This window comes from Psychrobacillus sp. NPDC096389 (assembly GCF_044762855.1).
In the GTDB taxonomy this organism is placed as follows: domain Bacteria; phylum Bacillota; class Bacilli; order Bacillales_A; family Planococcaceae; genus Psychrobacillus.
This window is the reverse complement of sequence record NZ_JBIWFB010000003.1, coordinates 361,452-386,624: the sequence shown is the minus strand read 5'-3', so window position 1 is coordinate 386,624 and position 25,173 is coordinate 361,452. Positions and strand designations below refer to the sequence as shown.

The 25,173-nt window shown below is 36.9% G+C and carries 24 protein-coding genes; 17 read left to right on the top strand and 7 right to left on the bottom strand.

Translation table 11 applies throughout. From position 1 onward, the window contains the following. Positions 1 to 65 precede the first annotated feature (65 nt). The 3 genes from ACIQ38_RS11280 to ACIQ38_RS11270 are packed head-to-tail and all read right to left on the bottom strand — an operon-like array spanning position 66 to position 1,864. Positions 66 to 914: an RluA family pseudouridine synthase gene (locus ACIQ38_RS11280; RefSeq protein WP_402822462.1), complete on the bottom strand. Its 849-nt coding sequence runs from the start codon at positions 912 to 914 to the stop codon at positions 66 to 68. Between the two features lie 51 nt (positions 915 to 965). Continuing rightward, positions 966 to 1,436: a thioredoxin family protein gene (locus ACIQ38_RS11275; RefSeq protein ID WP_402822459.1), complete on the bottom strand. Its 471-nt coding sequence runs from the start codon at positions 1,434 to 1,436 to the stop codon at positions 966 to 968. A gap of 2 nt (positions 1,437 to 1,438) precedes the next feature. Next, entirely contained in the window at positions 1,439 to 1,864 is a 426-nt protein-coding gene (locus ACIQ38_RS11270; RefSeq protein WP_402822457.1) for a disulfide formation protein C, read from the bottom strand. A gap of 131 nt (positions 1,865 to 1,995) precedes the next feature. Between ACIQ38_RS11270 and ACIQ38_RS11265 the strand changes: the two genes are divergently transcribed. The 5 genes from ACIQ38_RS11265 (at position 1,996) to ACIQ38_RS11245 (ending at position 7,615) form a co-directional block, all read left to right on the top strand. Next, complete coding sequence (locus tag ACIQ38_RS11265) at positions 1,996 to 3,537, top strand: GNAT family N-acetyltransferase (protein ID WP_402822454.1); 1,542 nt, start codon at positions 1,996 to 1,998, stop codon at positions 3,535 to 3,537. Positions 3,538 to 3,555: 18 nt separating this feature from the next. Continuing rightward, a complete protein-coding gene (locus tag ACIQ38_RS11260; protein ID WP_402822451.1) occupies positions 3,556 to 5,277 on the top strand; it encodes a phospho-sugar mutase in 1,722 nt (573 codons plus the stop codon). 175 nt (positions 5,278 to 5,452) lie between these two features. Further along, positions 5,453 to 5,560 carry a putative holin-like toxin gene (locus ACIQ38_RS11255; protein WP_402822449.1) on the top strand — a complete coding sequence of 36 codons (108 nt, stop codon included), beginning with the start codon at positions 5,453 to 5,455 and terminating at the stop codon, positions 5,558 to 5,560. Positions 5,561 to 5,840: 280 nt separating this feature from the next. Further along, on the top strand, positions 5,841 to 6,956 hold the full coding sequence (locus tag ACIQ38_RS11250; RefSeq protein ID WP_402822446.1) for a GAF domain-containing sensor histidine kinase: 1,116 nt from the start codon (positions 5,841 to 5,843) through the stop codon (positions 6,954 to 6,956). Between the two features lie 11 nt (positions 6,957 to 6,967). Beyond that, positions 6,968 to 7,615, top strand: coding sequence for a response regulator transcription factor (locus ACIQ38_RS11245; RefSeq protein WP_402822443.1), 648 nt, complete (start codon positions 6,968 to 6,970; stop codon positions 7,613 to 7,615). 860 nt (positions 7,616 to 8,475) lie between these two features. Here the strand turns inward: ACIQ38_RS11245 and ACIQ38_RS11240 are convergent. Both ACIQ38_RS11240 and ACIQ38_RS11235 read right to left on the bottom strand, forming a co-directional pair. Then, positions 8,476 to 9,363 (bottom strand): cation diffusion facilitator family transporter, encoded by an 888-nt coding sequence (locus ACIQ38_RS11240; RefSeq protein WP_402822440.1) that lies wholly within the window; start codon positions 9,361 to 9,363, stop codon positions 8,476 to 8,478. A gap of 81 nt (positions 9,364 to 9,444) precedes the next feature. Then, positions 9,445 to 10,785 carry a hemolysin family protein gene (locus ACIQ38_RS11235; protein ID WP_402822438.1) on the bottom strand — a complete coding sequence of 447 codons (1,341 nt, stop codon included), beginning with the start codon at positions 10,783 to 10,785 and terminating at the stop codon, positions 9,445 to 9,447. Positions 10,786 to 11,022: 237 nt separating this feature from the next. Between ACIQ38_RS11235 and chrA the strand changes: the two genes are divergently transcribed. From chrA to ACIQ38_RS11215, 4 genes are all read left to right on the top strand, one after another. Beyond that, positions 11,023 to 12,165 (top strand): chromate efflux transporter, encoded by a 1,143-nt coding sequence (gene chrA / locus ACIQ38_RS11230; protein ID WP_402822564.1) that lies wholly within the window; start codon positions 11,023 to 11,025, stop codon positions 12,163 to 12,165. Between the two features lie 389 nt (positions 12,166 to 12,554). Further along, positions 12,555 to 14,297 (top strand): ABC transporter ATP-binding protein, encoded by a 1,743-nt coding sequence (locus ACIQ38_RS11225; protein WP_402822435.1) that lies wholly within the window; start codon positions 12,555 to 12,557, stop codon positions 14,295 to 14,297. Continuing rightward, the gene (locus ACIQ38_RS11220) at positions 14,294 to 16,033 is read left to right on the top strand and encodes an ABC transporter ATP-binding protein (RefSeq protein WP_402822432.1); all 1,740 of its coding nucleotides are present in this window, start codon (positions 14,294 to 14,296) and stop codon (positions 16,031 to 16,033) included. The genes ACIQ38_RS11225 and ACIQ38_RS11220 overlap by 4 nt, the downstream gene beginning before the upstream one ends. 885 nt (positions 16,034 to 16,918) lie before the next feature. Next, positions 16,919 to 18,175, top strand: a complete 1,257-nt coding sequence (locus ACIQ38_RS11215) for an MFS transporter (RefSeq protein WP_402822429.1) — start codon at positions 16,919 to 16,921, stop codon at positions 18,173 to 18,175. A gap of 32 nt (positions 18,176 to 18,207) precedes the next feature. On the opposite strand, the gene ACIQ38_RS11210 is transcribed toward ACIQ38_RS11215, so the two are convergent. Next, the gene (locus ACIQ38_RS11210) at positions 18,208 to 18,411 is read right to left on the bottom strand and encodes a YheE family protein (protein ID WP_402822426.1); all 204 of its coding nucleotides are present in this window, start codon (positions 18,409 to 18,411) and stop codon (positions 18,208 to 18,210) included. A 72-nt stretch (positions 18,412 to 18,483) separates the two neighbouring features. On the opposite strand from ACIQ38_RS11210, the gene ACIQ38_RS11205 reads away from it, so the two are divergent. From ACIQ38_RS11205 to ACIQ38_RS11185, 5 genes are all read left to right on the top strand, one after another. Then, positions 18,484 to 18,873: a ferritin-like domain-containing protein gene (locus ACIQ38_RS11205; protein ID WP_402822423.1), complete on the top strand. Its 390-nt coding sequence runs from the start codon at positions 18,484 to 18,486 to the stop codon at positions 18,871 to 18,873. A 66-nt stretch (positions 18,874 to 18,939) separates the two neighbouring features. Continuing rightward, positions 18,940 to 20,082 (top strand): DUF445 domain-containing protein, encoded by a 1,143-nt coding sequence (locus ACIQ38_RS11200; RefSeq protein ID WP_402822561.1) that lies wholly within the window; start codon positions 18,940 to 18,942, stop codon positions 20,080 to 20,082. A gap of 15 nt (positions 20,083 to 20,097) precedes the next feature. Further along, entirely contained in the window at positions 20,098 to 20,442 is a 345-nt protein-coding gene (locus tag ACIQ38_RS11195) for a YlbF family regulator (protein WP_402822420.1), read from the top strand. A gap of 118 nt (positions 20,443 to 20,560) precedes the next feature. Next, entirely contained in the window at positions 20,561 to 21,340 is a 780-nt protein-coding gene (locus ACIQ38_RS11190) for an enoyl-CoA hydratase (protein WP_402822418.1), read from the top strand. A 468-nt stretch (positions 21,341 to 21,808) separates the two neighbouring features. Then, on the top strand, positions 21,809 to 23,935 hold the full coding sequence (locus ACIQ38_RS11185; protein WP_402822416.1) for a sensor domain-containing protein: 2,127 nt from the start codon (positions 21,809 to 21,811) through the stop codon (positions 23,933 to 23,935). Positions 23,936 to 24,107: 172 nt separating this feature from the next. Here the strand turns inward: ACIQ38_RS11185 and ACIQ38_RS11180 are convergent, their stop codons facing one another. After that, positions 24,108 to 24,293 (bottom strand): YhzD family protein, encoded by a 186-nt coding sequence (locus ACIQ38_RS11180; RefSeq protein ID WP_402822413.1) that lies wholly within the window; start codon positions 24,291 to 24,293, stop codon positions 24,108 to 24,110. A gap of 140 nt (positions 24,294 to 24,433) precedes the next feature. Between ACIQ38_RS11180 and ACIQ38_RS11175 the strand changes: the two genes are divergently transcribed. From ACIQ38_RS11175 to ACIQ38_RS11165, 3 genes are read left to right on the top strand one after another with little or no spacing between them, the layout of a single operon-like run. Continuing rightward, the gene (locus tag ACIQ38_RS11175; RefSeq protein ID WP_402822410.1) at positions 24,434 to 24,631 is read left to right on the top strand and encodes a helix-turn-helix transcriptional regulator; all 198 of its coding nucleotides are present in this window, start codon (positions 24,434 to 24,436) and stop codon (positions 24,629 to 24,631) included. Positions 24,632 to 24,633: 2 nt separating this feature from the next. Next, complete coding sequence (locus ACIQ38_RS11170; protein WP_402822407.1) at positions 24,634 to 24,945, top strand: DUF2178 domain-containing protein; 312 nt, start codon at positions 24,634 to 24,636, stop codon at positions 24,943 to 24,945. A 26-nt stretch (positions 24,946 to 24,971) separates the two neighbouring features. Further along, entirely contained in the window at positions 24,972 to 25,169 is a 198-nt protein-coding gene (locus ACIQ38_RS11165; protein ID WP_402822405.1) for a hypothetical protein, read from the top strand. Positions 25,170 to 25,173 lie beyond the last annotated feature (4 nt).

Genomic DNA, 25,173 nt, shown 5'->3' with positions numbered 1-25,173 from the left:
ACTAAAAAAACAGTATCAGAGAGTAACCTTTCTGATACTGTTTTTTTATGGAGAAAAAGGCATCTCTACCTTTTGTCTTCCACCACAATCATTTCCCCTGTTATTGGGTGCACAAACTGTACTTTAAAAGCATGCAGTTCATACGTTTTAGTAGCTGTTTTCTTCGCTCCATATAAATCATCCCCAACAATTGGATGGCCTAGATGGGCAAAATGTACGCGGATTTGATGGGTGCGACCCGTTTCTAAAATAGCATGTACCTTCGTAAACTGCGGATGTCTGCCGACTACTTCGTAATGAGTGATAGCTTGCTGACCAGAGGGAGAGACCCGCTTTCTCGTTGGGTGATGGCGATCGTTTCCAATTGCTGCACGTATAGTACCATGCTGATTTTTTACTTGTCCTTCTACAATGGCTTCGTATGTGCGAATAATTGTTTTAGTTTCAAGCATACGATCGAGCATCCCTTTGACAATAGGATTTTTCGCTACTACTACTAATCCTTTCGTGCCTTCATCAATTCGGTGGACATGTTCCCCATAGCCTTGCCCCTTACCTGATAAGTAATGGGTTACGGTATTCATGAATGTATGATTTTGACCAGCTTCGTTTGGATGGGTAGCAACGCCACGAGGTTTGGAAGCTATTAATAAATACTCATCTTCGTATGCTACATATAAAGGAAGTTGATCAGAAGGGAGATAATTAGATGATTCTCCTTCCCATGTAAAAACTAATACATCGCCTTTTTGGTTTGGCAATTTCCATTGTAAAAGTTCCCCACTAGTATTACTTACTGCTTTTTGCATACGTAAATCATGAATTAATTTTTTTCCAAGTTTCCATTTGTCTTGTAAAATTGTTTCGATTGTTAGACCATCTTCAGGTACTGTAAATGTTAAAGTATGTTTCATCCATTATTCTCCTTTAAAAAAGGTCATGTCTATAGGACACGACCTTTCTAATTATTTCAATACTACTTGATCAAAAAACGCTTGAATATTTTCATTTGGTTGAGCACCAACCATTCTAGCTACTTCTTTTCCATCTTTAAAATAAATAGTTGTCGGTGTAGCTTCGAGTACATAATCGTCCCAACCTTGATCATATTCCAGTACATTATATTTTACAATATCTACTTTATTTTCCTCTGCAAGTGGCGTTAGTCTTGGTGTCATTTCTTGACAATGAACACATTCTGGGCTGAAGAAATAAGCAGTAACAGGTTCCCCGCTATCAATTTTCTTTTTTAAATCCTGTGGAAGAATGATGTTTTGATAGTTTGGATCTTTTATCAAATCGATTGTAGACTGTCTTAAATCTTCTTTATCATAAGGGTTGTCCGATAATGCTTGCTTGTTTTTTTGTCCGTTCAAGACGAAGATTAATACGAAAACAAGTACAATAATTCCGCCGAATATGGCTAATTTCTTCATATTTATTTTTCCTCCTTCAAACTTCTTAAAATCATTGCACTGCTAACTGCGATTAAAATAAATGCAATAAGTGCTAGAAATGGAATTGTTATAAATCCAAAATAATTTATGTATTCACCGGTACAAGGTACTCTACCACAAGCTGGAGCAGAATCTTGCATAAAGTCCAACTTTTGAATGCTATAATGGTATGCGGAAATACAAGCTCCTATTATGGAAAAAGCAAGAGAAGTAACCGCGATTCTCACATTTTTTTGAACGTATGCGATTCCAACTATTAATACGAGTGGATACATTAGAATGCGTTGATACCAGCATAATACACAAGGCTCGTACTGTTTTATTTCGGAAAAATATAACGAACCAAGTGTAGCAGTAAAAGCTACCACCCACATAAATAGCATTAGATTTTCGACTTTTTTTGTCATATGTTTCTCCTTTTAAATACTTTGAACTCAAATCAAAGTATAAGGGTTCTTGGAAAACATGTAAAACATTTTAACTGCCAGGAAAAGAGTTATATAATAGAAGTTAGTGAAAAGTTTGAGGAGTGGATAGTATGTCGGAAGAATTTGATTTATCGCAATTTGAAAAAAGCATGGTTATAAGACAAACGACTTTTTCTGATATTGAATCTATTTTAGAAATACAGCGTTTGTGCTTTCCGGGAATGGACCCTTGGGAAGTAGCGCATTTACGTAGTCACTTAACAATTTTTCCGGAAGGTCAATTAGTAGCGGAACTAGATGGGAAAGTAATTGGCTCTTGTTCTAGCTTAATTATTAACTTTGATGAGTATGATGATCGTCATTCTTGGTCTGACGTAACCGACTCAGGTTATATTACGAATCATAATCCAGATGGATATAATTTATACGGAATTGAAGTAATGGTACATCCTGAATATAGAAGAATGAAAGTCGGGCAACGTCTATATGAAGGAAGAAAAGATATAGCAAGACAGTTCAATTTAAAATCGATTATCATCGGTGGTCGCATTCCGAACTACCATAAACATGCAAATGAAATGTCACCACGTGAATATGTAACAGCTGTTTCGCGCCATAAAATTTATGATCCAGTATTAACATTCCAGTTGATGAATGGGTTCACATTAATGCGTATTAACCCGAATTATTTACCAGACGATAAAGCGTCGGTCAAATATGCGACATTAATGGAATGGAATAATGTAGATTATATTCCACTGTCGAAGCGCCATTTCAAAACGAGCTACCCAGTTCGTATTTGTGCAGTGCAATACATGATGCGCAAGATTAATTCTTTTGAGGAATTTGCCCATCAATGTGAGTATTTTGTGGATGTCGCCTCTGATGCACAATCAGATTTCGTTGTGTTTCCGGAGATTTTCACGACACAGCTTATGTCTTTCCTAGATGAACCATCTCCAAGCCAGGCAGTTCGTAAATTGACCGAATACACGCCACAGTACATGGAATTATTTGCGGATTTAGCTGTGCGTTACAATATTAATATTATCGCTGGTTCTCATTTTGTAGAAGAAGAGAATGAAGAAATATATAATATTGCTTATTTATTCCACCGGGATGGTGGGATTGATAAACAGTATAAAATTCATATTACACCAAACGAACGAAAATGGTGGGGGATTAGTGCGGGAGATTCCGTGCAAGTATTTGATACAGACTGCGGTAAAATCGCCATTCAAATTTGTTATGATATTGAATTTCCAGAGCTTGCTCGAATTGCAACTGATATGGGAGCTAATATTATATTCACGCCTTTCTGTACAGAGGATCGTCAAGGCTATTTACGCGTACGTTACTGTGCACAAGCTCGTGCTGTCGAAAATCAAATATACACAGTTATTTCTGGTACGGTAGGAAACTTACCACAAACGGAAAATATGGATATCCAATACGCCCAATCGGCTATCTTCGCGCCATCTGATTTTGAATTTGCAAGAGACGGTATTGTTGGTGAAACGGAGCCGAATGTTGAAATGGTGTTAATAGGAGATGTCGACTTAGAAATATTAAGACGTCAACGACAAGACGGGACAGTTAAACATTTAAAAGACCGTCGCCATGACGTATATGGTATAGATTATAAAAAATGAGAAATGGGAGTTTCATGAATGTCTTATAAACAATTATTCGAACAATGGAATAGCTATTCCGATTTAGATCCTGTTTGGCAGGAAAATCTACAGCTTTTGGCTAGCGATGAAAAGCTAATGGAAGACGCATTTTACCGAGATTTAGAATTTGGTACAGGTGGAATGAGAGGAGAAATAGGAGCTGGTACGAATCGTATGAACACATATACGATTCGTAAAGCTACTACAGGCCTAGCTTCTTATATAAAAACAGCAGGAGAAGATGCGATGAATCGGGGCGTAGTCATTGCCTACGATAGTCGCAGATTTTCCCCTGATTTTGCGCAAGAAGCAGCAGAAACACTTGCTTCAAATGGGATTAAAGCATATTTGTATAAGGAACCTAGAACGACGCCGCAGTTGTCTTATTCAGTACGTAAACTGGAAGCATTTATGGGGATTGTCATTACGGCAAGTCATAATCCACCTGAATATAATGGTTACAAAGTATATGGGGAAGACGGTGCACAGCTAAACTTGGAGGATGCGGATGCTGTAATTCGCTATGTTAATGAAGCGGGAGATGCGCTCCAAATAAAACGGAACGACTTTGATGCCAATTTAATCATCCATTTAGAGGAAGAAATAGATAATGCCTATATAAATGAATTAAAAACGGTTCAAGAAAATCCAGAAATAGCTTCTAAAACAAATTTAAAAGTAGTATTTACTCCACTTCACGGTGCTTCTGGTAAAACAGTGAAACGAATTCTAAGTGAGGTTGGCTACGAGCATATCCATTATGTCGAGGAGCAAATGGAACCAAATGGTGAGTTTCCTACGGTTAAATCACCAAATCCAGAGGAGCAGAGTGCTTTTGAGTATGCTATTCGTGACGGGGAAAAACAGGATGCAGACATTTTGGTTGCAGCAGACCCGGATGGAGACAGAGTTGGACTAGCCGTGAAAACAGCAGAAGGATACAAACTATTAACAGGCAATCAAACCGGGGCTATTTTAATCGAGTATTTATTGACACAGCGAAAAGAAAAAGGAACGATGCCTGCAAACGGTCGTGTCTTTAAAACAATTGTCACATCAGATTTAGGACGAGTGATCGCAGAGTATCATGGTGCAAGCACCGAAGATGTGTTAACAGGATTTAAATTTATCGGTGAAAAGATTAAGCAATATGAAGAAACGAAAGAATATGAGTTTTTGTTCGGCTATGAAGAAAGCTATGGCTATTTAGTTAAAAGCTTTGCGCGTGATAAAGATGCCATACAAAGTGTGTTAGCGATTGTAGAGGCTGCTGCTTACTATAAAGAAAAAGGGATGACACTTGTCGAAGTTTTACATGCATTATACGAGCGACATGGCTATTATTTAGAAGGACTGGTATCAGTTACGAAAAAAGGAGTAAGTGGTGCGAATGCGATTCAAAACTTACTAGCTCAAGTTCGTATCAATCCAATAAGCGAAGTTGCAGGAATTGCAGTTTCATCACAAGAAGATTATTTAAGCTCCCTTCGAACAATTACAGATGGTCGGAAAACGGAGCAGATTTTATTGCCAAAATCGAATGTATTGAAGTACTTTCTTGCCGACGGTTCATGGGTTTGTGTTCGACCAAGTGGAACCGAGCCAAAGATAAAATATTATTTTGGTGTGACAAGTGGGTCAGAAACGGAAAGCATAGAAAAACTAGAAGTATTAAAAGAAGCATTCTCAGCAGAAATGAATAAATATTTAGAGGACTAAAAAAGAGGAGCAGCGATGCTTCTCTTTTTTTCAAGTGTCCGATATAAGAATATTAATGGGTACTAGCTTTTAGTAATTTCATAGATTTTAGAATATAAAACTGATAAACTTAGCGTTAGCAACTCACATAAAGCAAGGTGGCGGCTGAACTCCCTTTGAAACGGGGGTGAGGCGGATGACGATATATGAGGCATTTAGTTTAATTGCACAGTTTAGCTTAGTGCTAATGGCGGTACTTACACTAATGATAACAATTGTCGTCTATCTAAACAAAAAGAAATAGCCACCCTGCTCATCCAAAGTTAGGTGGCTATTTCTTATAAGTCATAAATTTTGGTCAGCCGTTATTCATGCGGCATGTAGTTGCATTGACTGAGTGTTAGCAGCACTCGGTCTTTTTTATTCTATGTTTAGTTTATCATAATTATACCAAAAATCAAATCAAGAGGAGCAGCGATGCTTCTCTTTTTTTCAGTCAAAAGTATGATGTCCTCAAAGCACAGAAAAGCTACGATAAATGATATGATGAAAGTAATCGTACTAGAGTTGAAGGAGTTTTTTTAGTGCAAGCAAACGAACGCTCAAATATTGAATTATTAAAAGAAATAGCAGAATTTCTAAACGAAGAAACGGAAATGGAACAAATGTTGCAAGGTGCGCTTCGTAAGTTGTTAGAAGGCACACTTTTTGAGACTGGATGGATATTTTTTATCAATGAAAAAGGCAAACAAGAACTAATCGCACATGAAAATTTACCGAATGCATTACAAAAAAATGACTGTAGACTTTTGCAAAAGGGTGGTTGTTGGTGTGTTTCCAGATTTCAAAATGGTGAGTTAGATAAAGCTTCCAACATTATTGAGTGTAAAAGAATCGTCCACTCTCGAAAGACAAGCAGTAAAGACTATCATGATATTACCCATCATGCGACAGTCCCATTACAATCTGGGCAAGAACAATTTGGTCTCTTAAATGTGGCTACACCAAATACGATTCGTTTTTCCGATGGAGAACTGGCATTATTAGAGTCCGTGGCATTTCAAATTGGTTCAGCAATCAAGCGAATCTTACTCACAAAGCAAGAGCAGCAAGTGGCACTTGTGCAAGAAAGAAATCGGCTTGCTCGGGATTTACATGATTCGGTCAATCAATTGCTATTTTCCGTCACACTAACTGCACGTGGTGGAATAGAAATGACGGAACAGCAGGAAATAAGAGATACCTTCAAAGAAATCCAATATTTAACACAAGAAGCATTAACGGAAATGCGAGCACTCATATGGCAGCTTCGTCCGAAAGGTTTAGAGAATGGAATAATAGAAGGTTTAAAAGGATATGGAGATATACTAGGCTTAACACTAAGTGTAAATGTCAAAGGAGTCATTAACTTACCTGCAAGAATTGAAGAGACATTATTCCGAATTGCCCAAGAAGCAATGAATAATGTGCGTAAGCATTCAGGCGTCTTGCAAGTAGAGTTGTATTTAACGATTACTACGACGGATGTTTTATTAGTAGTAAAAGATGAAGGCCGTGGATTTCATATGAATGAATTGAACAGCCTTCGGTCATTAGGATTGCAGAGTATGAGAGATAGAGCACATGCGGTTAGTGGAACAGTCGACTGGGTAACAGAATGGGGTAAAGGGACGGAGATATTAGTTCGTCTACCGTATTAGGGGGGATAGGAATGATACGTGTATTAATCGCGGATGATCATCATGTAGTGAGAAGGGGCCTAATGTTCTTTTTAAAAACACAAAAAGATATGGATATTGTAGGGGAAGCCTCTAATGGTAAAGAAGCGGTGGAATTGACTTCCGAGTTGAAGCCAGACGTTGTGTTAATGGACCTTGTGATGCCCGAAATGGATGGCATCGAAGCGACCAAGCGAATAAAAACAAAATATCCAGCAATACAAATATTAATGCTGACAAGCTTTTCCGATCGTGACCATGTTATTCCGGCATTAAATGCTGGAGCAGCAGGATATCAGTTAAAAGATATAGAACCGGATGATTTGGCAGAGGCTATACGTGCCTTGATGCGGGGGGAAAATACATTACATCCAGAAGCAACTTCCCAACTACAAAAAGAAGTGGAAGTTGTGCCACTTTCCCCACATGAAGAGCATCCATTAACACCAAGGGAACAGGATGTTTTGTCAGAGCTAACAAAAGGAAAAAGCAACCGAGAAATTGCATCGTCTTTATTCGTAACAGAAAAAACAGTGAAAACACATATATCAAATATATTCGCCAAGCTACAAGTTCAAGATCGCACACAAGCAGCATTATATGCAGTCAAACACGGTCTTACGGAGCCAAGTGGACAATAAAGTGAAAAGGAAGGACGCAAAAATCTTGCGTCCTTCCTTTATTATTGCCTGGGAAATTGTAACATTCTATAAACATGAATAACTATTTATAAGAAAGTTAAGTCACTTTTTGCTAACGCATTCTAGGGATAAAGTGTCGTAAAGAGTAGAAGGAAGTGTCCGCTATAAAAATGGAAGTTACTAACAAATAAAGGGTTAGAATAAACAATTAATGATGTAACGCGACAATACGCACCTCGAACGCGACAACACTATTCTAGTAGAGGTAACTCAGCAAGTTCGGCGGGCCTTAAGATATATAATTCCTAGTATGTATTGAAATCATTTCGTCTCATTCCAAGTAAAGAGCTGTATCAAGAATTAGTTGCTTTCACCAGCAATTTAGTTGCTCTTGCACTGATTTTAATTGCTTTCAGAGTAGAATTAGTTGCTTTCAATGCCCGATTAGTTGTCCTAAGCCATTTATTGGATTCACATAGTCGAAAAATTGTAGAAGGTTTTATTTTTAGCAAGTCGAGACTAAATAAGCAAGCAATTTGCCGATGATTTTCACTGCAGGACGGCGACTCCGAAGGAGGCCAACAGGAGGTTGGTCACAAAGGCGTTGCCACACGATGTGGCGTTCTTAGCATTTGTTCCTCTGTTTGAGTAAGATGAGACTTCACAACGTACGCGCGTAAGCGCGGCGGTGAAGGCTCATCACTCACCCCACGGAAAGCGTCCGTCCTGCAGCGAAAATCACAGCGGTCACCTAATAGAACTCGCTACGACACATTATCGCCATTATGTGCTACATCCTATTAATAATAAGGCATATTACGGAAGTGATCAGCGCTTTACTCTCCAAAATGATAAATCGATCAATCAATAACTTCTTCTTTCGATAAGTCTGGTTCGATATGCACAAGCACTACGGAAAAAGGCTTTACTTTCATTATTTTTTGCTCAATTTCTTCGGTTATACGGTGGCTTTCAATGACGTTAAGATCAGGATCTACCGTAACAGTTAAATCGACGAACATAAGATTGCCATGCATTCTGCCTTTACAATCCTTTAAAGTTTTTACGCCATGCACAAGTTTAACGATCGTAGATAAACTCTCAGCTTCTTCTACATTAAAGCCATCCGATAATGTATAGGCAGCTTCATGAAAAATAGTATAAGCCGTATAAATGATAATGAGTCCAACGATTAATGCAGTAATCGCATCTAAAATAGGAAAGCCAAAGATGGAGCCCAATATTCCAATCGTTGCACCAATACTAACTAATGCATCTGAACGATTATCATATGCGGCTGCTTTTAGTGCTGTACTATTGATACGAGTAGCTAGTTTTAAATTGTATTTATAAACGATATACATGGCAAGCGCACTTATTAGTCCGACGATTGCAGTTAAAATGGAAGGAGCTTGTTGGACTGGATTAGCTATATGTTGAATCGCTTGAATAATTACTTGAATACCAATGGATGCCATTATAAAGGCAGCAATTAATGAGGCTATTGTTTCTGCACGTAAATGACCATATTGATGATGATCATCGGGTGGTTTTTGTGAAATCCGCAGTCCGATAAGTATGGCAATAGATGCAATAATATCCGTGAAGTTATTTAACCCATCTGCTTTTAACGCTTCCGATGAACCAAGAAAACCTGCACTAAGTTTGAAAGTACTTAACAGTAAGTAAATGCAAATACTAACCCAAGCACCCTTTTCCCCTTCACGTAAATTTGTATATAGCTCCAAAGTGTTTCCTCTTTTCAACATTTATTGGCATACGAAAACGACCCTCAAATTGAGAGTCGTTTCACATTATTACATCATATTCTATTGTTCTTCAGGCATTTTTTCTAGCTCAACATTAGCTGGAGTGGCTTTAATGATTTCCAAGTATTGAATATGATGCCCATCAATATCTTTGACCATGAAATCATATCCTTGTTCGACAATTTTTTCGCCTTTAATCGCTTCAAAGCTCTTTGTCATAAACCATCCACCGATTGTATCAATATCTTCTTCATCAATGTTGATACCAAGTAAGTCATTCACATTTTCGATTAACATTTTTGCATCGATAATATAATGATTTTCAGCTAACTTTTGAACTTCTGGAAGTTCATCCGTGTCAAATTCATCGCGAATATCACCAACGATTTCTTCAATAATGTCCTCAATCGTAACAAGACCAGAAGTACCACCATATTCGTCCATAAGAATGGCCATATGAATACGTTCGCGTTGGATTTTAAGCAATAAATCCGCAATCGGCATATTTTCAATCACTCGAATAATTGGCTGCATATAGTCAATTACCGGAGTAGATGCATTTGCAGGATCTTTAATATAGGCTGTTAATAAGTTTTTCATATTAACGAGTCCAATTATATGGTCTTTGTCCCCATCTGTTACAGGGTATCTTGTATATTGTTCCACTCCGATTAACTCAAATACTTCGTTGAGTGTTAAATCTTTTTCAATCGAAATAATTTCGGTACGCGGAACCATAATTTCTTTCGCAATACGATCATCAAATTCGAAAATTTTGTTTACGTATTTATATTCGGCTTGGTTTATCTCTCCACCTTTAAAACTGTCAGAAAGAATCATACGAAGCTCTTCTTCTGAATGGGCCACTTCCGACTCTGATACGGCCTTTAAGCCAAAAACTCGTGTAGCTAAAAATCGGGCAGACCCATTCATACCGTGAATAACCGGGTACATAAGGCGGTCAAAAATGATAAGCGGTTTTGCAACAGCTAATGTAATTGCTTCTGACTTTTGAATTGCCATTGTTTTTGGTGTTAGTTCCCCAACAACTACATGTATAAATGTTACAAGAGAAAATGCAATGATAAATGAAAGTACGGAGGTAACACTCTCCGGAAGGGCGAAATACTCAAAGACTGGATGTAATATCGCTTCTATTGTTGGTTCCCCAAGCCAACCTAAACCTAAGGCTGTGATGGTGATCCCAAGTTGGCAAGCAGATAAATATTCATCCAAATTAGAAACAACTTTTTTTGCATTTATTGCCCTAGTGTTTCCTTCAGCTATTAGCTGATCAATTCTTGTCGTTCTTACTTTTACAATTGCAAATTCACTAGCAACGAAAAATGCAGTGAATGCGATTAAGACAGCAAATGCTGTCAATCGTATGGCTATGTCCAAATAATTACTTTGTCCCTAACCCAAATGAGGGGTAGAACAAAGTGTACACCTCCTGTTTTTATAAAAAATAGTTTATACGTTTAATAATAAAATATATAAAAAGAAAATACAAATCTTTCTTCTCGATGGAAGCGGGTTTCTTTAGAAAATTAACATAATCTTATCAATCTAATGACTTCAAAAATACGATAATAGTAGTTGGAGAGATAGGGGGATAAGCAATTGAAGAATAAATACATGGAAATAATAAAAGTAGCTATCAAGCTTGGGTTAACTTCATTCGGAGGACCAGCGGCACATATTGGATACTTTCGAGAAGAATACGTTCAAAAGAGAAAATGGTTAGATGATAAACTGTATGCAGATATCGTGGCACTATGCCAGTTTTTACCTGGTCCAGCATCATCTCAAGTAGGAATATCGATTGGGTTGTTAAGAGGAGGTATTCTTGGAGGATTCCTTTCTTGGTTAGGCTTTACATTGCCTTCCGTTATTATATTAATGCTTTTTGCTACCTTCGTCTTAAACACAGGATCATTTGAGAGTGGCTGGATTCATGGTCTGAAAATTGTTGCTGTGGCAGTGGTTGCACATGCATTACTTGGTATGCAAAAATCACTTGCTCCTGATAAGGTACGTATTTCTATTGCGATAGCATGTGCTATTTTGACCTTGCTTATTCCTACTGCTGTTGGACAAATTAGTATTATCGTTGCTGCGGGAATATTTGGCTATTTATATTACAAAAGAGAGGTAGTTGAGCCCGCTCCAAAAATGGCACTCACTTTTGGGAAAAAGACAGGAATTATTAGTTGGATACTCTTTTTGGGTTTACTGATTTCATTACCTCTTTTGAAGCCATTTTTTTCGTCTGTCTATTATTCTATTTTTGATACGTATTATCGAGTTGGATCAATTGTGTTTGGTGGGGGACATGTCGTTTTACCAATGCTTGAGCGAGAAGTAGAAATTGCACCGGATGTATTTCTTGCTGGATACGGAGCGGCTCAAGCAGTTCCCGGACCACTGTTTACATTAGCAGGTTATTTAGGGCAAATGACTGCCGGAATTCCCGGTGCTCTTGTGGCAGTTATTGCCATGTTTTTGCCGTCATTTTTATTAGTGATTGGAACTTTACCGTTTTGGTCTTATATTAGGTCCAAAAGGGGAATACAGTCAGCGTTAAAAGGTGTCAATGCAGCAGTAGTTGGGATTTTACTTGCTGCATTATACGATCCTGTATTTACGAGCGCAGTTACAAATACATTGGATTTTATTATAGTATTAATTACTTTTACGTTATTAGTCGTGTATAAATTGGCGCCGATTAAAATAGTATTAGTAAGTATACTACTTGGAGCAGTTGTTCACTTAATCTAATTAATTTATTTTTCTAAAAGTATTGACAGCGGAAATTTCTGTATGCTAATGTTAAGGGACACTAAATAAATGGAAATGGAGGTATGAATAATGATTCGTTTAAAAGATAGCTTACAAAACTGCATAATTTGTTCATACCTACCATTTAACGAAGAATGATTTAATAAGTAGACGTATAAAGGAATCATCCTGTCTATTTTTAAAGCACATTGCCGTAATATGGGTAATGTGCTTTTTTGCATTCATTTATTTCCATTTTTTGGTGAAAATACAGTGAGGAGTGTTGGGTATGTCTATTCAACGAACAAAACAAATTTTATTAAAAGAATATCTAGAAGGCGGATAGCTGAATATTTAGGAAGATCTAAAGAGAAAAGAGGGATTAGAGAATGTTTTCGGTTTTATTTAAATTAAAATGGTTTTTTAAAGATAATTGGGTGCGTTATACGGTTGCAGTTGGATTGCTTATCGTGGCAAGTGTTGTAGAAATTTTACCTCCTTGGATTGTTGGAAACGCCATTGATACCATTACTTTAGGAGAAATGACAACAAGTCAATTATGGCAATACTTTTTCGTGTTTTTAGTTATTATCGTTGTAGCGTATATACTCAATTTTATATGGCAATATCAGTTATTTGGTGGATCAATCTCCATTGAGCGAATTTTACGGACGAAATTAAATCGTAAATTTTTACGTATGACACCAACTTTTTATGAAAAAAATCGAACGGGCGATCTGATGGCTCGTGCAACAAATGATTTAAATGCGGTATCCCAAACTGCGGGGTTCGGAATAATGACATTGATCGATTCTACGATGTATATGTCCGCACTTATACTTGCAATGGGTTTCATCATTTCATGGAAGCTTACATTCTTTGCACTTTTACCGATACCAATTCTGGCATTTATTATGCAATATTTAGGGAAAATCATTCATGAAAAATATATGATCGCACAAGATGCGTTTGGTGAATTAAATGACCGCGTGTTAGAGTCAATCGCTGGAGTACGAGTTATTCGTGCGTATGTGCAGGAACGTGCAGATGAAAAAAAGTTTGCGGATATGAGTGAAGATGTTTATCAAAAAAATATGGTCGTGGAACGAATTGATGCATTATTTGGACCGATTACAAAAGTCGGTACAGGTATTAGTTATGTTGTTGCTTTAGGATATGGCGCGTACTTAGTTTCTAAAGGTGAAATGACAGTTGGTAACTTAATCACTTTTAACGTTTACCTTGGTATGGCTATCTGGCCAATGTTCGCAATTGGTGAGTTGATAAATGTGATGCAACGTGGTAATGCTTCCTTAGACCGTGTGCAAGAAACATTGGATTATGAACAAGATGTCAAAGATCCGAAGAATCCAATTACGTTACAAGACGCAAGCTCTATTGGATTTGAACAAGTTGGATTCCAATATCCATTGTCCCAAGTGAAAAACTTACAAAATATTCGAGTGAATCTAGAAAAAGGGCAAACGCTTGGTATTGTCGGGAAAACAGGTGCTGGAAAGACGACTTTTATGAAGCAATTATTAAAAGAATATCCGATAGGTACAGGGGCATTAACAATTGGAGAAACTGCCATTTCTGAACAAACAAAAGATCAAGTTTTAGAATGGATTGGCTATGTTCCGCAAGACCATGTGTTATTTTCTAGAACGATTCGCCAAAACATCCTATTCGGAAAAGAGGATGCAACGGAGCAAGAGCTAGAAGATGCAATCCGCTTAGCGCATTTCCAACAAGATTTGATGAATCTTCCGATGGGACTAGAAACTTTAGTAGGAGAAAAAGGTGTTTCCTTATCGGGTGGTCAGAAGCAGCGCGTGTCCATTGCACGAGCACTTATTAAAAATCCAGAAATTTTACTACTAGACGATTCGCTTTCGGCAGTAGATGCAAAAACAGAAGCGAAAATTATTGAAAATATCCAAACGGAACGTAGTGGGAAGACAACAATTATTACGACGCATCGATTATCTGGTATTCAGCATGCAGACCATATTATCGTGCTAGATGAAGGACTAATTGTAGAAGAAGGTACACATGAAGAACTTCTTTTGCAAAATGGTTGGTACAAAGAACAATACGATCGTCAACAGCTTGAGGGGGTGTCGTCATGAGTACAGGAAAACGACTCTACCATTACGCATTATTTTATAAAAAGCCAATTTTGCTTGGTTTAGTCTTTTTAACCATTGCTGTAATAGCCGATTTAACTGGGCCATTCATCGCTAAAACAGTTATTGATGAACATATTGTAGAAGGTACGATTGAATTTCAACCGATTCTACTATTACTAGCACTGTTTTTTGGTTTAAGTATTGTGACAGCAATTTTTCGATACTTTATGTTTATTCAGCTACAAATAGGGGCAAATCGGGTGATACAAAAATTACGAAACGATGTATTTCAACATATCCAAACGTTACCGATTCAGTACTTTGATAACTTGCCAGCTGGTAAGGTTGTCGCTCGTGTAACAAATGATACGGAAGCAATTCGTAATTTATATGTGCAAGTATTATCACAATTTGCAACGAGTATTATCTCGATAATAGGTGTTTACGTTGCACTTTTCATCTTAAATGTTCAAATGGCTTTAATGGCTCTATTTGTTCTTCCAATCATATATATTTGGATGATTAGTTACCGGAAATATGCGTCTAAATATAATCATATCGTTCGAACGAAAATTGCGGATTTAAATGCAATGCTTAATGAATCGATTCAAGGGATGTCCATTATTCAAGCCTTTAAACGAGAAAAGCAAATGGACCGTGAATTTGAAGAGATGAATGAAGAGCATTATCGCTATCAAAAGAAATTATTAGTATTGGATTCTGCTACATCATTTAACTTAGTTAGTGTTTTGCGTTCGATTATGTTCGTTATGTTCATTACGTATTTCGGCTTCCAATCAATGGAGCCAAGTACTATCGTTTCAGCTGGTATGCTTTATGCATTTGTGGACTATACAACACGATTATTTAACCCAATTACAGGTATAGTCAACCAGTTCTCACAATTGGAAAGATCACTTGTAGCAGGTTCACGTGTGTTTAGATTGCTCGATGAGTCAGGTGAAAAAGTCGAAGATACAAAAATGGAGCGATACGAAGGAAATGTAGAGTTTCAAAATGTTTCATTTGCATACAAGGAAAAAGAATATGTACTGAAAAATTTAAATTTTATAGCTAATAAAGGGGAAACTGTAGCGCTTGTAGGTCATACAGGATCTGGTAAAAGCTCTATTATGAATTTATTGTTCCGCTTCTATGATCCATCGAAAGGGAAAATTCTAATCGATGGTACCGATATTACGACAGTACCAAGACAAACAATTCGCGATCATATGGGAATTGTCTTACAAGATCCGTATTTATTCTCCGGAACAATTGCATCGAATGTGAGCTTAAATGATCCGAACATTTCTCGTGAGAAAGTAGAAGCTTCATTAGCCGCAGTCGGGGGAGAACGAGTTTTGAAAAACTTAGAAAAAGGGTTAGATGAACCAGTTATTGAGAAGGGGAGTACATTATCCTCTGGTCAAAGACAGCTTGTCTCTTTCGCAAGAGCACTTGCCTTCGACCCAGCTATTCTAATTCTAGATGAAGCAACTTCTAATATTGATACGGAAACAGAAGAAATTATCCAACATGCGATGGATGTACTGAAAAAAGGCAGAACGACTTTTATCATTGCGCATCGACTTTCTACTATTAAAAACGCAGACCGCATTTTAGTATTAGATCGTGGAGAAATTGTAGAAAGTGGGACGCACGACGAATTGTTGCAACTACAAGGACGCTATGAGCAAATGTATAAATTACAAGCAGGAGTATCTTCACATGCATAATGCGTGTGGGGATATTCCCTTTTTTATTTTATTAAGTGCATATTGTAGAGATAATGCGCAGTAGTGAGTTGTATGAAGTGTCCGCAGGGATTTTCGCAGCAGGGCGGACGCTTTCCGTAGGGTGAGCGATGAGCCTTCACCGCCACGCCTACGCGCGTACGTTGTGAAGGCTCATTTTACTCACTTGATCCTACTGGAGTAGCCTCCCTGCTGCGAAAATCCAATGGAGATTACTAACTAATCAATGTCCGAAATTAACAATAAGTGGTTGAACGAGACAATATACACTGCGAACTTGATAATAAGACAGCTGAACACGACAAACTTGTCGAGCAGATACCGGTCTGGTAAGTTCGGAGTTCTTTTAGGTATATTATTTCCATAATGCGCCAAAATCGTGGTCATCTCAACCGAGTAGACTTGCTTATTTAAGAATTTAGTTGCTTTCATCGGCTATTTGATTGCTTTCAAACTGGAACCGGTTGCTTTCCATGAATGATTGGTTGCTCTAAGCCATTTACTGGATAAAATAGACCCATAAAATGTAGCAAGCTTTGTTACTAGCAAGCAAATATTGAATAAGCAAGTGATTTCCATTGATTTTCGCTGCAAGCGTCGACTCCAGCCGGATAAGTGAGCAAAAAGAGACATCCCAACGTACGCCTAAGCGGCGGGGATGGCTCATCGCTTACCCGGCGGAAAGCGTACGATTGCAGCGAAAATCTTAGCGGCCACCTAATAGGGCTTTACGACACATTATCCCTACATTATGCAACCAATCCTTTAGAGAAGATTTTTTATTAACTAACAATCACTGCCTATTGAATTTTTCTAACGAAAATCGTATATTTAGAGAATCGAAATAAAATAAAAAAGAGGTCCTCTATGTTAACTGCGCTACAGGATTGGAAAATCAAAATAGCTTCCTTCAATCGAAATATTCGATTGTTTATGCTTGCAAATATGTTCATACAAATTGGAATGGGCATATTTGCCGTTATGTATAATTTATATATTAAAGAATTGGGATTTCCCGAAACGCTAAATGGAACGGTTATCTCGATGACTTCGCTTGCAACGGCTATAATACTTATTCCAGCAGGATTTCTAAGTGATCGATACGGGCGAAAAGGAATGATTATTCTTGGGACGATTGTTACGGTATTAACTCTTTTTTACCGCAGCGTCACGGTAAGCGAACAGTCCATTATATACGCTGCGTTTCTAACAGGTTTGTTTATGGCGTTAGTCCAAGTTTCAGGTGTCCCTTTTCTTGCGGAGAACTCTCGTGCTAGCGAGCGAATGCACTTATTTAGTATTCATTTTTCATTAGTTACTATTGCAAGTGTTATTGGAAGCTTAGGTGGCGGGGTATTGGCGGATGTATTACACGTCTATGCAAATATGTCCGTGCTTGTTTCGATCAAGTGGGTATTAATAATAGGGTCCATCCTATTTGGATTAGGGTTAATTCCCTTATTCCAATTAAAGCCAAGTGAAAAAACAGAAGAAATAGAAAAACCGACAGAAAAAGTAGTAAAAAGTGTGCCGAGTAGTTTTAAACGAAATATTACCGTTATATTACTGTTTGGATTTGCCAATTTACTAATAGGAACGGGTTCAGGCTTAGTCATACCTTATTTGAATTTGTATTTTTCCAATCGATTTGATGCATCGAATGCATATATTGGTTTAATCTTGTCACTTGGATCTGCAATGACTGCAGTTGCTATGCTATTAGGGCCGGCTCTAGTGAAAAGAGTGGGGCAAGTCCGTGCCTTAGTTATATTTCAGCTACTTTCCATTCCATTTTTGTTTTTAACGGGTTTTACAAATTCACTAATTATTGCCTCGCTTGGATTTTTACTACGTCAAGCGTTGATGAATGCTGGTAATCCGATTCAAAGTGCGATTGCGATGGATCTTGTGCATGATAAATATAAAGGGCTTGCGAATTCAGTGAATCAGATGGTTTTTCATGTCGGATGGGCAAGTACTGGTGGGATAGCTACAGGTCTTGTAATGGCGCACGGTTATTACTGGGGTTATGCATTTGCATTTTCCATTACAGGAGTTTTATATATTATCGCTTCTACTTATTTTTATATTTTATTTGGAAGAAAAAAGTTGGGAGCTACATAAAAGGCGCGAGGGAAAAAATCCCTTGCGTTTTTTTAGTCATATACATGAAAAAGCATAAGCTCATGAATCATTTTCTTGACAGTCTCTTCGTCGCCAGGCGCATCGCCAATCCATTTGATCGTGCCATCAGGCTCATATTCAGCGGCGTATCTCGTTCGTTTATAAAAGAAAGAAATAGACCAACCTGGTAATTGTTTGTTTTCATATAAGGGTTTAAAACTAAAATGCTGTAGCAATTCTATCAACCTTTCATGTGGCATAATTTATTCGCATACACTAGTAGAAATGACTAATGAAGGAGCGTCTAATTGTTTACTGATAAATTAAAACAAGCAATACTAAACGAATATGAAGATTATCACTTTTATCGTTCTATGTATAAATTAACGGATGATCCGTATTGGCAGAGCTTTATCGAGCATGTCTATATAGATGAAAAAAGCCATTACGAAATGTTCCAACAATTATATTATATGCTGACGGGGACATTTGTTCAAAATTTCCCGGAGCCTAAAGAGTGTTTTGATCTAAAAGAATGTGCAAAAAGTGCAATTAAAGACGAGTTAGAAGCAGCCGAAATGTACAAAGAAATGCTGCTCCAAATACCGATTCAGCAGGCATACGCTCCGCTGTTTGTGGCGATGCATGACGAAACAGAGCATGCTATTCGATTTTCGACCATGTACAACGCATTGTAAATTCTTTTAGTGTTTGTCCTTCCTCTGCTATAATAAATTTGAAGCTAGAGGAAAAAGGTGAAACAGATGAATTTTATATGGACAATCGCATTTATGGCAGTCGTCGGCGCAGCTATTGGAGCAGTAACGAATCATTTAGCGATTAAAATGTTATTTCGACCACATCAGGCAAAATATATCGGATCCTGGCGTGTTCCATTCACACCCGGTTTAATACCAAAAAGACGAGATGAACTAGCAAAACAATTGGGAAATACAGTGATTAATCACCTATTAACTCCTGAAATTTTTAAAAGAAAATATTTTAATGAAGATATGCAAGAAAAGGCAACTAAATTGATCGTCCGTCAATTGAATGAAAAGATACTTCTTTCCGATAAAACAATTGCAGATTGGTTAAAGCTCGGTGGTATTGAAAATATTGCGTCCATGGCAAATGGAAAAATTGAAAATCAAGTAGATCTCCAGTTTAAACAATTAAAATCTAGATTCGAACAGGAAACAATCCGTGAGTTAGCACCTGTCGACTGGCAACAAAAAGCAGATATGAAAGTTGGCGAAATTGTTGCTTATATTTTGGAAAAGGGAGAAGACTTTTTCGAATCGGAACAAGGCAAAATGACAGTAAAAAACTTAATTGATGATTTTCTTTCGACTAAAGGAACACTCGGTAGTATGATTCAAATGTTTGTTGGAGAATCTTCCTCACTTGCAGGAAAAGTACAACCTGAAATCTTGAAATTTTTAAAAGCTCCTGGAACAAAAAATATGTTAGAAAATATTGTCCGTAATGAATGGGAAAAGTTAAAAGATCGTCCAATTGTAGAGATGATTGATGGCTTTGACTTTGAACCGGTCATTGGAAATGTGAAGAAATATTTAACTGAACAACTGGCAATAGAGGAACGTTTAAGTCACAGCTTAGTTTTTTATTTCCCAGAAGCAGCAGAATGGACGCAAACAAAGCTAGTTCCTAAGCTTACTAATTTTGCTTTTATTGAAGCCGAGGCAAAATTAGAAGAAGTATTGCGTAAAATGAAATTAGAAGATATGGTAAAAGAGCAAGTCGATTCTTTCCCAGTAGAACGTTTGGAAGATATTGTACTTGGAATTTCGAAAAGAGAATTTAAAATGATTACCGTTTTAGGCGGATTTCTTGGAGGTCTTATTGGGATTGTTCAAGGGATTATCGTATTTATTACGGGATAAAAGGGGCTAACTATAATGATCAATATTTATGACGACATTAACAAACTAGAAGCAACATTACGCAAAACAACTGAGTTCGCTAACGTAAAGGCAGCCGTCGATGCTGTAAAAGCTGATGCAGAAGCATTAGCACTATTCCAAAGTTTTCGCAAAATCCAATTAACCCTTCAGGAAAAGCAAATGAAAGGCGAAGAAATTGCTGGCGAAGAATTAGAATATGCTCAAAAAACTGCGCAGCTTGCCCAAAACAATGCAAAAATTGCACAAATGCTGCAAGCAGAAATGGCATTAAGTCAATTAATCGAAGAAGTAAATCGTGTGCTCATCAAACCTGTACAAGATTTATATGAAGGTATCTAATGAAAAGGATCTCCCCACAATTGGGTGAGATCCTTTTTTATCGTAAAGAAGGAATATCGTGAATGATGGCGAATGTAATAATAATGAATAACTATTCATTTACAAAGGGGAGAATGGAATGTTTACTTCGATTAATTTAGAAAAAGAAGGAAGAATCGCCACTTTAACATTAAATCGACCAGAGTCAATGAACTCGATGAATGAAGTGATGATGATGGAGCTTGCAGATTGCTTGGAATCCATAAAAGAAGATACTTCGGTGCAAGTACTGCTGTTAAAAGGAGAAGGTCGCGCATTTTCGGCTGGTGGAGATATTAAAGCGATGATTGATCCGGAGAATTCATTAAATATAGAAGAAGCGATGAAATATGTATCACGTATTGCATTAGCATTGTATACTTTACCACAAATTACAATTGCATCTGTTCACGGAGCGGCAGCAGGGCTTGGTTTTAGTATGGTACTTGGTTGCGATTTAGTCATTGCCGAAGAAAATAGTAAATTGGCTATGAACTTTATTGGCATTGGACTAGTGCCAGATGGTGGAGGCCACTTTTTCTTAAAAGAAAGAGTTGGAATTCCAAAAGCAAAACAACTAATGTGGAATGGCCAGCTATTTACTGGGAAAGAGGCAAAAGTAATCGGCTTAGTGGATGAAGTTGCATCCGATGGACTAGGATGGGCAACCGCAACGTCCTATGCACAAAAGCTACTACAATCACCAATAGCGGCAATGATTGCTTCAAAAGAAATCTTACATGCAGTACAAATAAAAGAGCTAGAGTCTATATTAGAGCAAGAAGCAATAACTCAAACAGCAATGCGTAAAACGGCAGATCATGTAGAAGGGCTAAATGCATTTGTTTCAAAACGTAAGCCTGCATTCAAAGGAGTATAAAGTTGTTCGTTGAAATGAGTGAAATAATTAGCAGCAGAAGATCAAGAATTTGCGATCTTCTGCTTTTTTTGTGGGTAAAATATCCTTTTACAACTAACATAGAGGATTTAAGAAACTTCAGAACAAGGATTCCAAGCTTGTGGAGCGGTGTTATAACGGACCAAGTCAAAGTGTTTTTAAAATTGAAGGATATAAAAGAAATTCGGAGTGTTCAACTGGGCGAAATCACCTATTGGAATTGGGATGAATAAAGAAGTATCAATAATAAGTAGCGGTCATTAAATAGAAACCGGTCACTGTTTTATTGATAAATATCCATAAAAAAAAATATAAGGCATTAAATGGATTATTAACAGTGAAAATTATTCTCATTTACTGTGATAAAAATCATATCTTTTCATATGATAAATAGATATAATATCATATGTGTGAAGTCCTAAAATGGATGTATAGGATGTGTGTAAAATTATGTCAAATAAGACCTTTCGAAACCTTGAAAATAATACTAATCATAACAGCAGTCTCTTTAATGCATCAGCCTATTCGGAATCGTTGAGAATCTCCAAAATTGGTATGTGGGAATATGATTTACAAACTGGGTATTTACACCTAAGTGAAGAACTTATCGAAATGTTGGGTTATCCTGATATGCCAAAAGTACTTCCTATAACTACATATATCAATAACTATGTTTATGAGGAAGATAGAAAAAGCGTGATAATGCAAGCTAGTTCCTTATTTGAAGGTAATGTGGAACCTCGACTCGTAGAAAATGAATATAGAATAATTCGACAGGATGGATCGTTAATTCACGTGCTTGTGAAAGCGAATCTTCACTATATAAATGAACAAAGAGTTACTGGAATTACACAAGATATTACTGCTCTACGCGAGACTCAAATCCAGTTGGATGATACGCTTCGCCATTTGGCAGATATGAAGTATGCATTGGATGAATCGACACTTGTCACCTTTACGGATATACACGGAAACATTACGTATGTTAATGATTTGTTCTGTAAAATTTCAGGATATAGTCGGAATGAATTAGTTGGGAGTCCTCATACTATGACTAATTCTGGATATCATCCGAAAAGTTTTTTTAATGAAATGTGGAAAATTATAAGAAATGGCAGTATATGGCGAGGAGAAATATTAAATAAGAAAAAAAATGGAGAATTATATTGGGTGGATACAACCATTGTTCCCTTTTTAGATAAAGAAGGTAAGGTGTATCAATATACAGCTATCCGCACTGACATTACGAGTCGTAAAGAAGCTGAACTAAAAATCTCTCATATGGCTTATCATGATTCACTAACTGGACTTCCTAATCGCAGGTTTTTAACGGACCGCATATCTGAAATGTTAATGAATAGAGAATCTGATCATTTAGTGACAGTTATTTTATTTGATTTAGATAACTTCAAATATATAAACGATCATTTCGGTCATCAAGCTGGCGATGACTTATTAAAAATAGTATCTAATAGATTACAACAATTTGTTCTTCCGCATGAAGTGATTGGACGTCTCGGTGGAGATGAATTTGTTTTGGCCACACCTAATGTTACTTCTAAGCAAGAGTTGATGAGCCGTTGTAAAGCTTTAATTGATTATATGAATGAACCTTATGTAATCGAAAATCAAAGTCATTATATATCGCTGAGCATTGGTGCCACTTTTTCTCCAGAACAAGGAAACACTGTAAAGGAACTTTTAAAGAATGCGGATTTAGCCATGTATGAATCTAAAGCAAACAAAAGCCGCAATAACGGTTTTCGTATATTCGAATCGGATTTACTTTTTTCTCCATTGAACCGCTTTAATATCGAAAGCAAATTGATTAATGCTATGGAACATCAAGAATTTACTTTGCACTATCAACCTAAAATAGAAAAAGATTCGCAATTAGTAGGTTTTGAAGCGTTAATACGTTGGCAAACCCCTGATGGACAAGTGATATTCCCAAATGAATTTATTCCCGTCGCTGAAAAAAATGGAATGATCAATCAAATTGGCAGTTGGGTAATGAAGACCGCAATTAGACAAATAAGAGAATGGTTGGATATGGGACTTCCACCAATGGTTATGGGAATTAATATATCGCCAAAACAATTTGAGCAGAAGGATATAGTAAACCAAATTATTCAAACAATTGAAGAACACGATATTCCTCCACAATTAATAGAACTCGAAATTACAGAGGGCATATTAATGGACTTTCAGACTGAAACAATCAATAAACTGAAAATACTAAAAGATTATGGTGTTCAACTTGCAATTGATGACTTTGGCACCCAATACTCATCATTGTCCTATTTGAAGAATTATCCTTTCGATATTCTCAAAATAGACCGGATGTTCATAAAAGATATTGAGAGTGATCCTAAAGCAAGGGCTATCATTCATTTGATCATACAACTTGCCCATCGCCTAGGAATGAAAGTAACAGCAGAAGGAGTAGAAACAGAGAGTCAACTAAAATTTTTAACAGAAAACTTTTGTGACTATTTCCAAGGTTATTATTTTTCTAGACCCGTAGAATTATGGAAAATAACAGAAATGCTTGTTAAAAAGAAAGAAGCATTCTAAGTATTAATGATAAAATAAAGCAGCGACCTGTTAATCGAACAGGTCGCTTTTTGGTGGGAAAAATCTAATTTTCCAACTAACCACCCAAAAATTCCAACTAAACTCATTTCTTAAGAAATCACACCACACAAAAAAGGACTAAAACCACAAAGGTTTTAGTCCTTTACCATTCTTACACATGAAACAAAACAAGCTTCCCAGCGCTGTTTACTAAACGATGTGTGGAATCTAGTAGCCCTTTTTCTTCAATTGCTGCTTCCCCTTTTTTCTTTGCTTCCTCGTCGTTTTCGAAAGTCCATGTTTCTTCGGCAATAAGCTTTCCTGTTGGTTCAAATGCTGTAAATTTATACGTCTTCATTAAAACACACCCCTTTATTCGTCTTAAATATATTATACATTAAAAATTCTAAAAATAAATGTAAAGTAAGCTTGACGTCTTGTTGGATAGTAAAGTATACTTTACGTAAAGCTAGCTTTACAAAGAAAGTAGGAATTAGGATGGAAAATTTAGTGAGGGAAAAGCGAATGGCACTTGGGATGACGCAAGATGAATTGTCGATTTTGTTGGATGTTTCTAGACAAACGATTATTTCATTAGAAAAGGGTAGATATAACCCATCCATTACATTAGCTTTTAAGCTTTCAAAATTGTTCCAATGTACAATAGAAGAAATATTTATCTATGAGGAGGAATAGGAATGTATGAAAACTTTGATTTATTATCCTTTTTGTTAGGTTTACCGCTTGCGATTTTAATCATGGCAATTGTATTTTTAGTTATGAGAAGTGTAGGAAAGAAAAGAAGATGGTTTGATGAACGATATATGAAGATTCATGAAAAAGCCCGTTCCTTATCTTGGACTGTTACAACAATAACCATTTTAATCGTATGGCTGATTGTTATTTTTATGGAAGGACCAGGATTAGCATTTTTCTTAATGACGGCGATTTGGGTTATCCATATGCTTTCATATGGAATTGGATCACTCATTGCTAATAGATCTAACTAGAAAACTGAGATGGGGGAGTTATGATTATGAAAAACAATACGAAACTAGCGCTAATTATTTCCTTATTTGCATTGATTGGAATTCCGGTGATTTTCCTATGTGTTTCATTAATAACAGACAATTGGAAGTTTTTACTCTTTAGTATTTTCCCTGCTTTTTTAGCAGGATTCACTGGTTTAATGGCAACTTTACAACAAATGAAAAAAGAACATCATGCTAACTAGCAAA

Bases quoted from the DNA above. Each gene is read 5' to 3' on its own strand.
- ACIQ38_RS11280 (WP_402822462.1), bottom strand. From the start codon at position 914: ATGAAACATACTTTAACATTTACAGTACCTGAAGATGGTCTAACAATC.
- ACIQ38_RS11275 (WP_402822459.1), bottom strand. From the start codon at position 1,436: ATGAAGAAATTAGCCATATTCGGCGGAATTATTGTACTTGTTTTCGTA.
- ACIQ38_RS11270 (WP_402822457.1), bottom strand. From the start codon at position 1,864: ATGACAAAAAAAGTCGAAAATCTAATGCTATTTATGTGGGTGGTAGCT.
- ACIQ38_RS11265 (WP_402822454.1), top strand. From the start codon at position 1,996: ATGTCGGAAGAATTTGATTTATCGCAATTTGAAAAAAGCATGGTTATA.
- ACIQ38_RS11260 (WP_402822451.1), top strand. From the start codon at position 3,556: ATGTCTTATAAACAATTATTCGAACAATGGAATAGCTATTCCGATTTA.
- ACIQ38_RS11255 (WP_402822449.1), top strand. From the start codon at position 5,453: ATGACGATATATGAGGCATTTAGTTTAATTGCACAGTTTAGCTTAGTG.
- ACIQ38_RS11245 (WP_402822443.1), top strand. From the start codon at position 6,968: ATGATACGTGTATTAATCGCGGATGATCATCATGTAGTGAGAAGGGGC.
- chrA (WP_402822564.1), top strand. From the start codon at position 11,023: ATGGAAATAATAAAAGTAGCTATCAAGCTTGGGTTAACTTCATTCGGA.
- ACIQ38_RS11225 (WP_402822435.1), top strand. From the start codon at position 12,555: ATGTTTTCGGTTTTATTTAAATTAAAATGGTTTTTTAAAGATAATTGG.
- ACIQ38_RS11220 (WP_402822432.1), top strand. From the start codon at position 14,294: ATGAGTACAGGAAAACGACTCTACCATTACGCATTATTTTATAAAAAG.
- ACIQ38_RS11215 (WP_402822429.1), top strand. From the start codon at position 16,919: ATGTTAACTGCGCTACAGGATTGGAAAATCAAAATAGCTTCCTTCAAT.
- ACIQ38_RS11200 (WP_402822561.1), top strand. From the start codon at position 18,940: ATGAATTTTATATGGACAATCGCATTTATGGCAGTCGTCGGCGCAGCT.
- ACIQ38_RS11195 (WP_402822420.1), top strand. From the start codon at position 20,098: ATGATCAATATTTATGACGACATTAACAAACTAGAAGCAACATTACGC.
- ACIQ38_RS11190 (WP_402822418.1), top strand. From the start codon at position 20,561: ATGTTTACTTCGATTAATTTAGAAAAAGAAGGAAGAATCGCCACTTTA.
- ACIQ38_RS11185 (WP_402822416.1), top strand. From the start codon at position 21,809: ATGTCAAATAAGACCTTTCGAAACCTTGAAAATAATACTAATCATAAC.
- ACIQ38_RS11180 (WP_402822413.1), bottom strand. From the start codon at position 24,293: ATGAAGACGTATAAATTTACAGCATTTGAACCAACAGGAAAGCTTATT.
- ACIQ38_RS11175 (WP_402822410.1), top strand. From the start codon at position 24,434: ATGGAAAATTTAGTGAGGGAAAAGCGAATGGCACTTGGGATGACGCAA.
- ACIQ38_RS11170 (WP_402822407.1), top strand. From the start codon at position 24,634: ATGTATGAAAACTTTGATTTATTATCCTTTTTGTTAGGTTTACCGCTT.
- ACIQ38_RS11165 (WP_402822405.1), top strand. From the start codon at position 24,972: ATGAAAAACAATACGAAACTAGCGCTAATTATTTCCTTATTTGCATTG.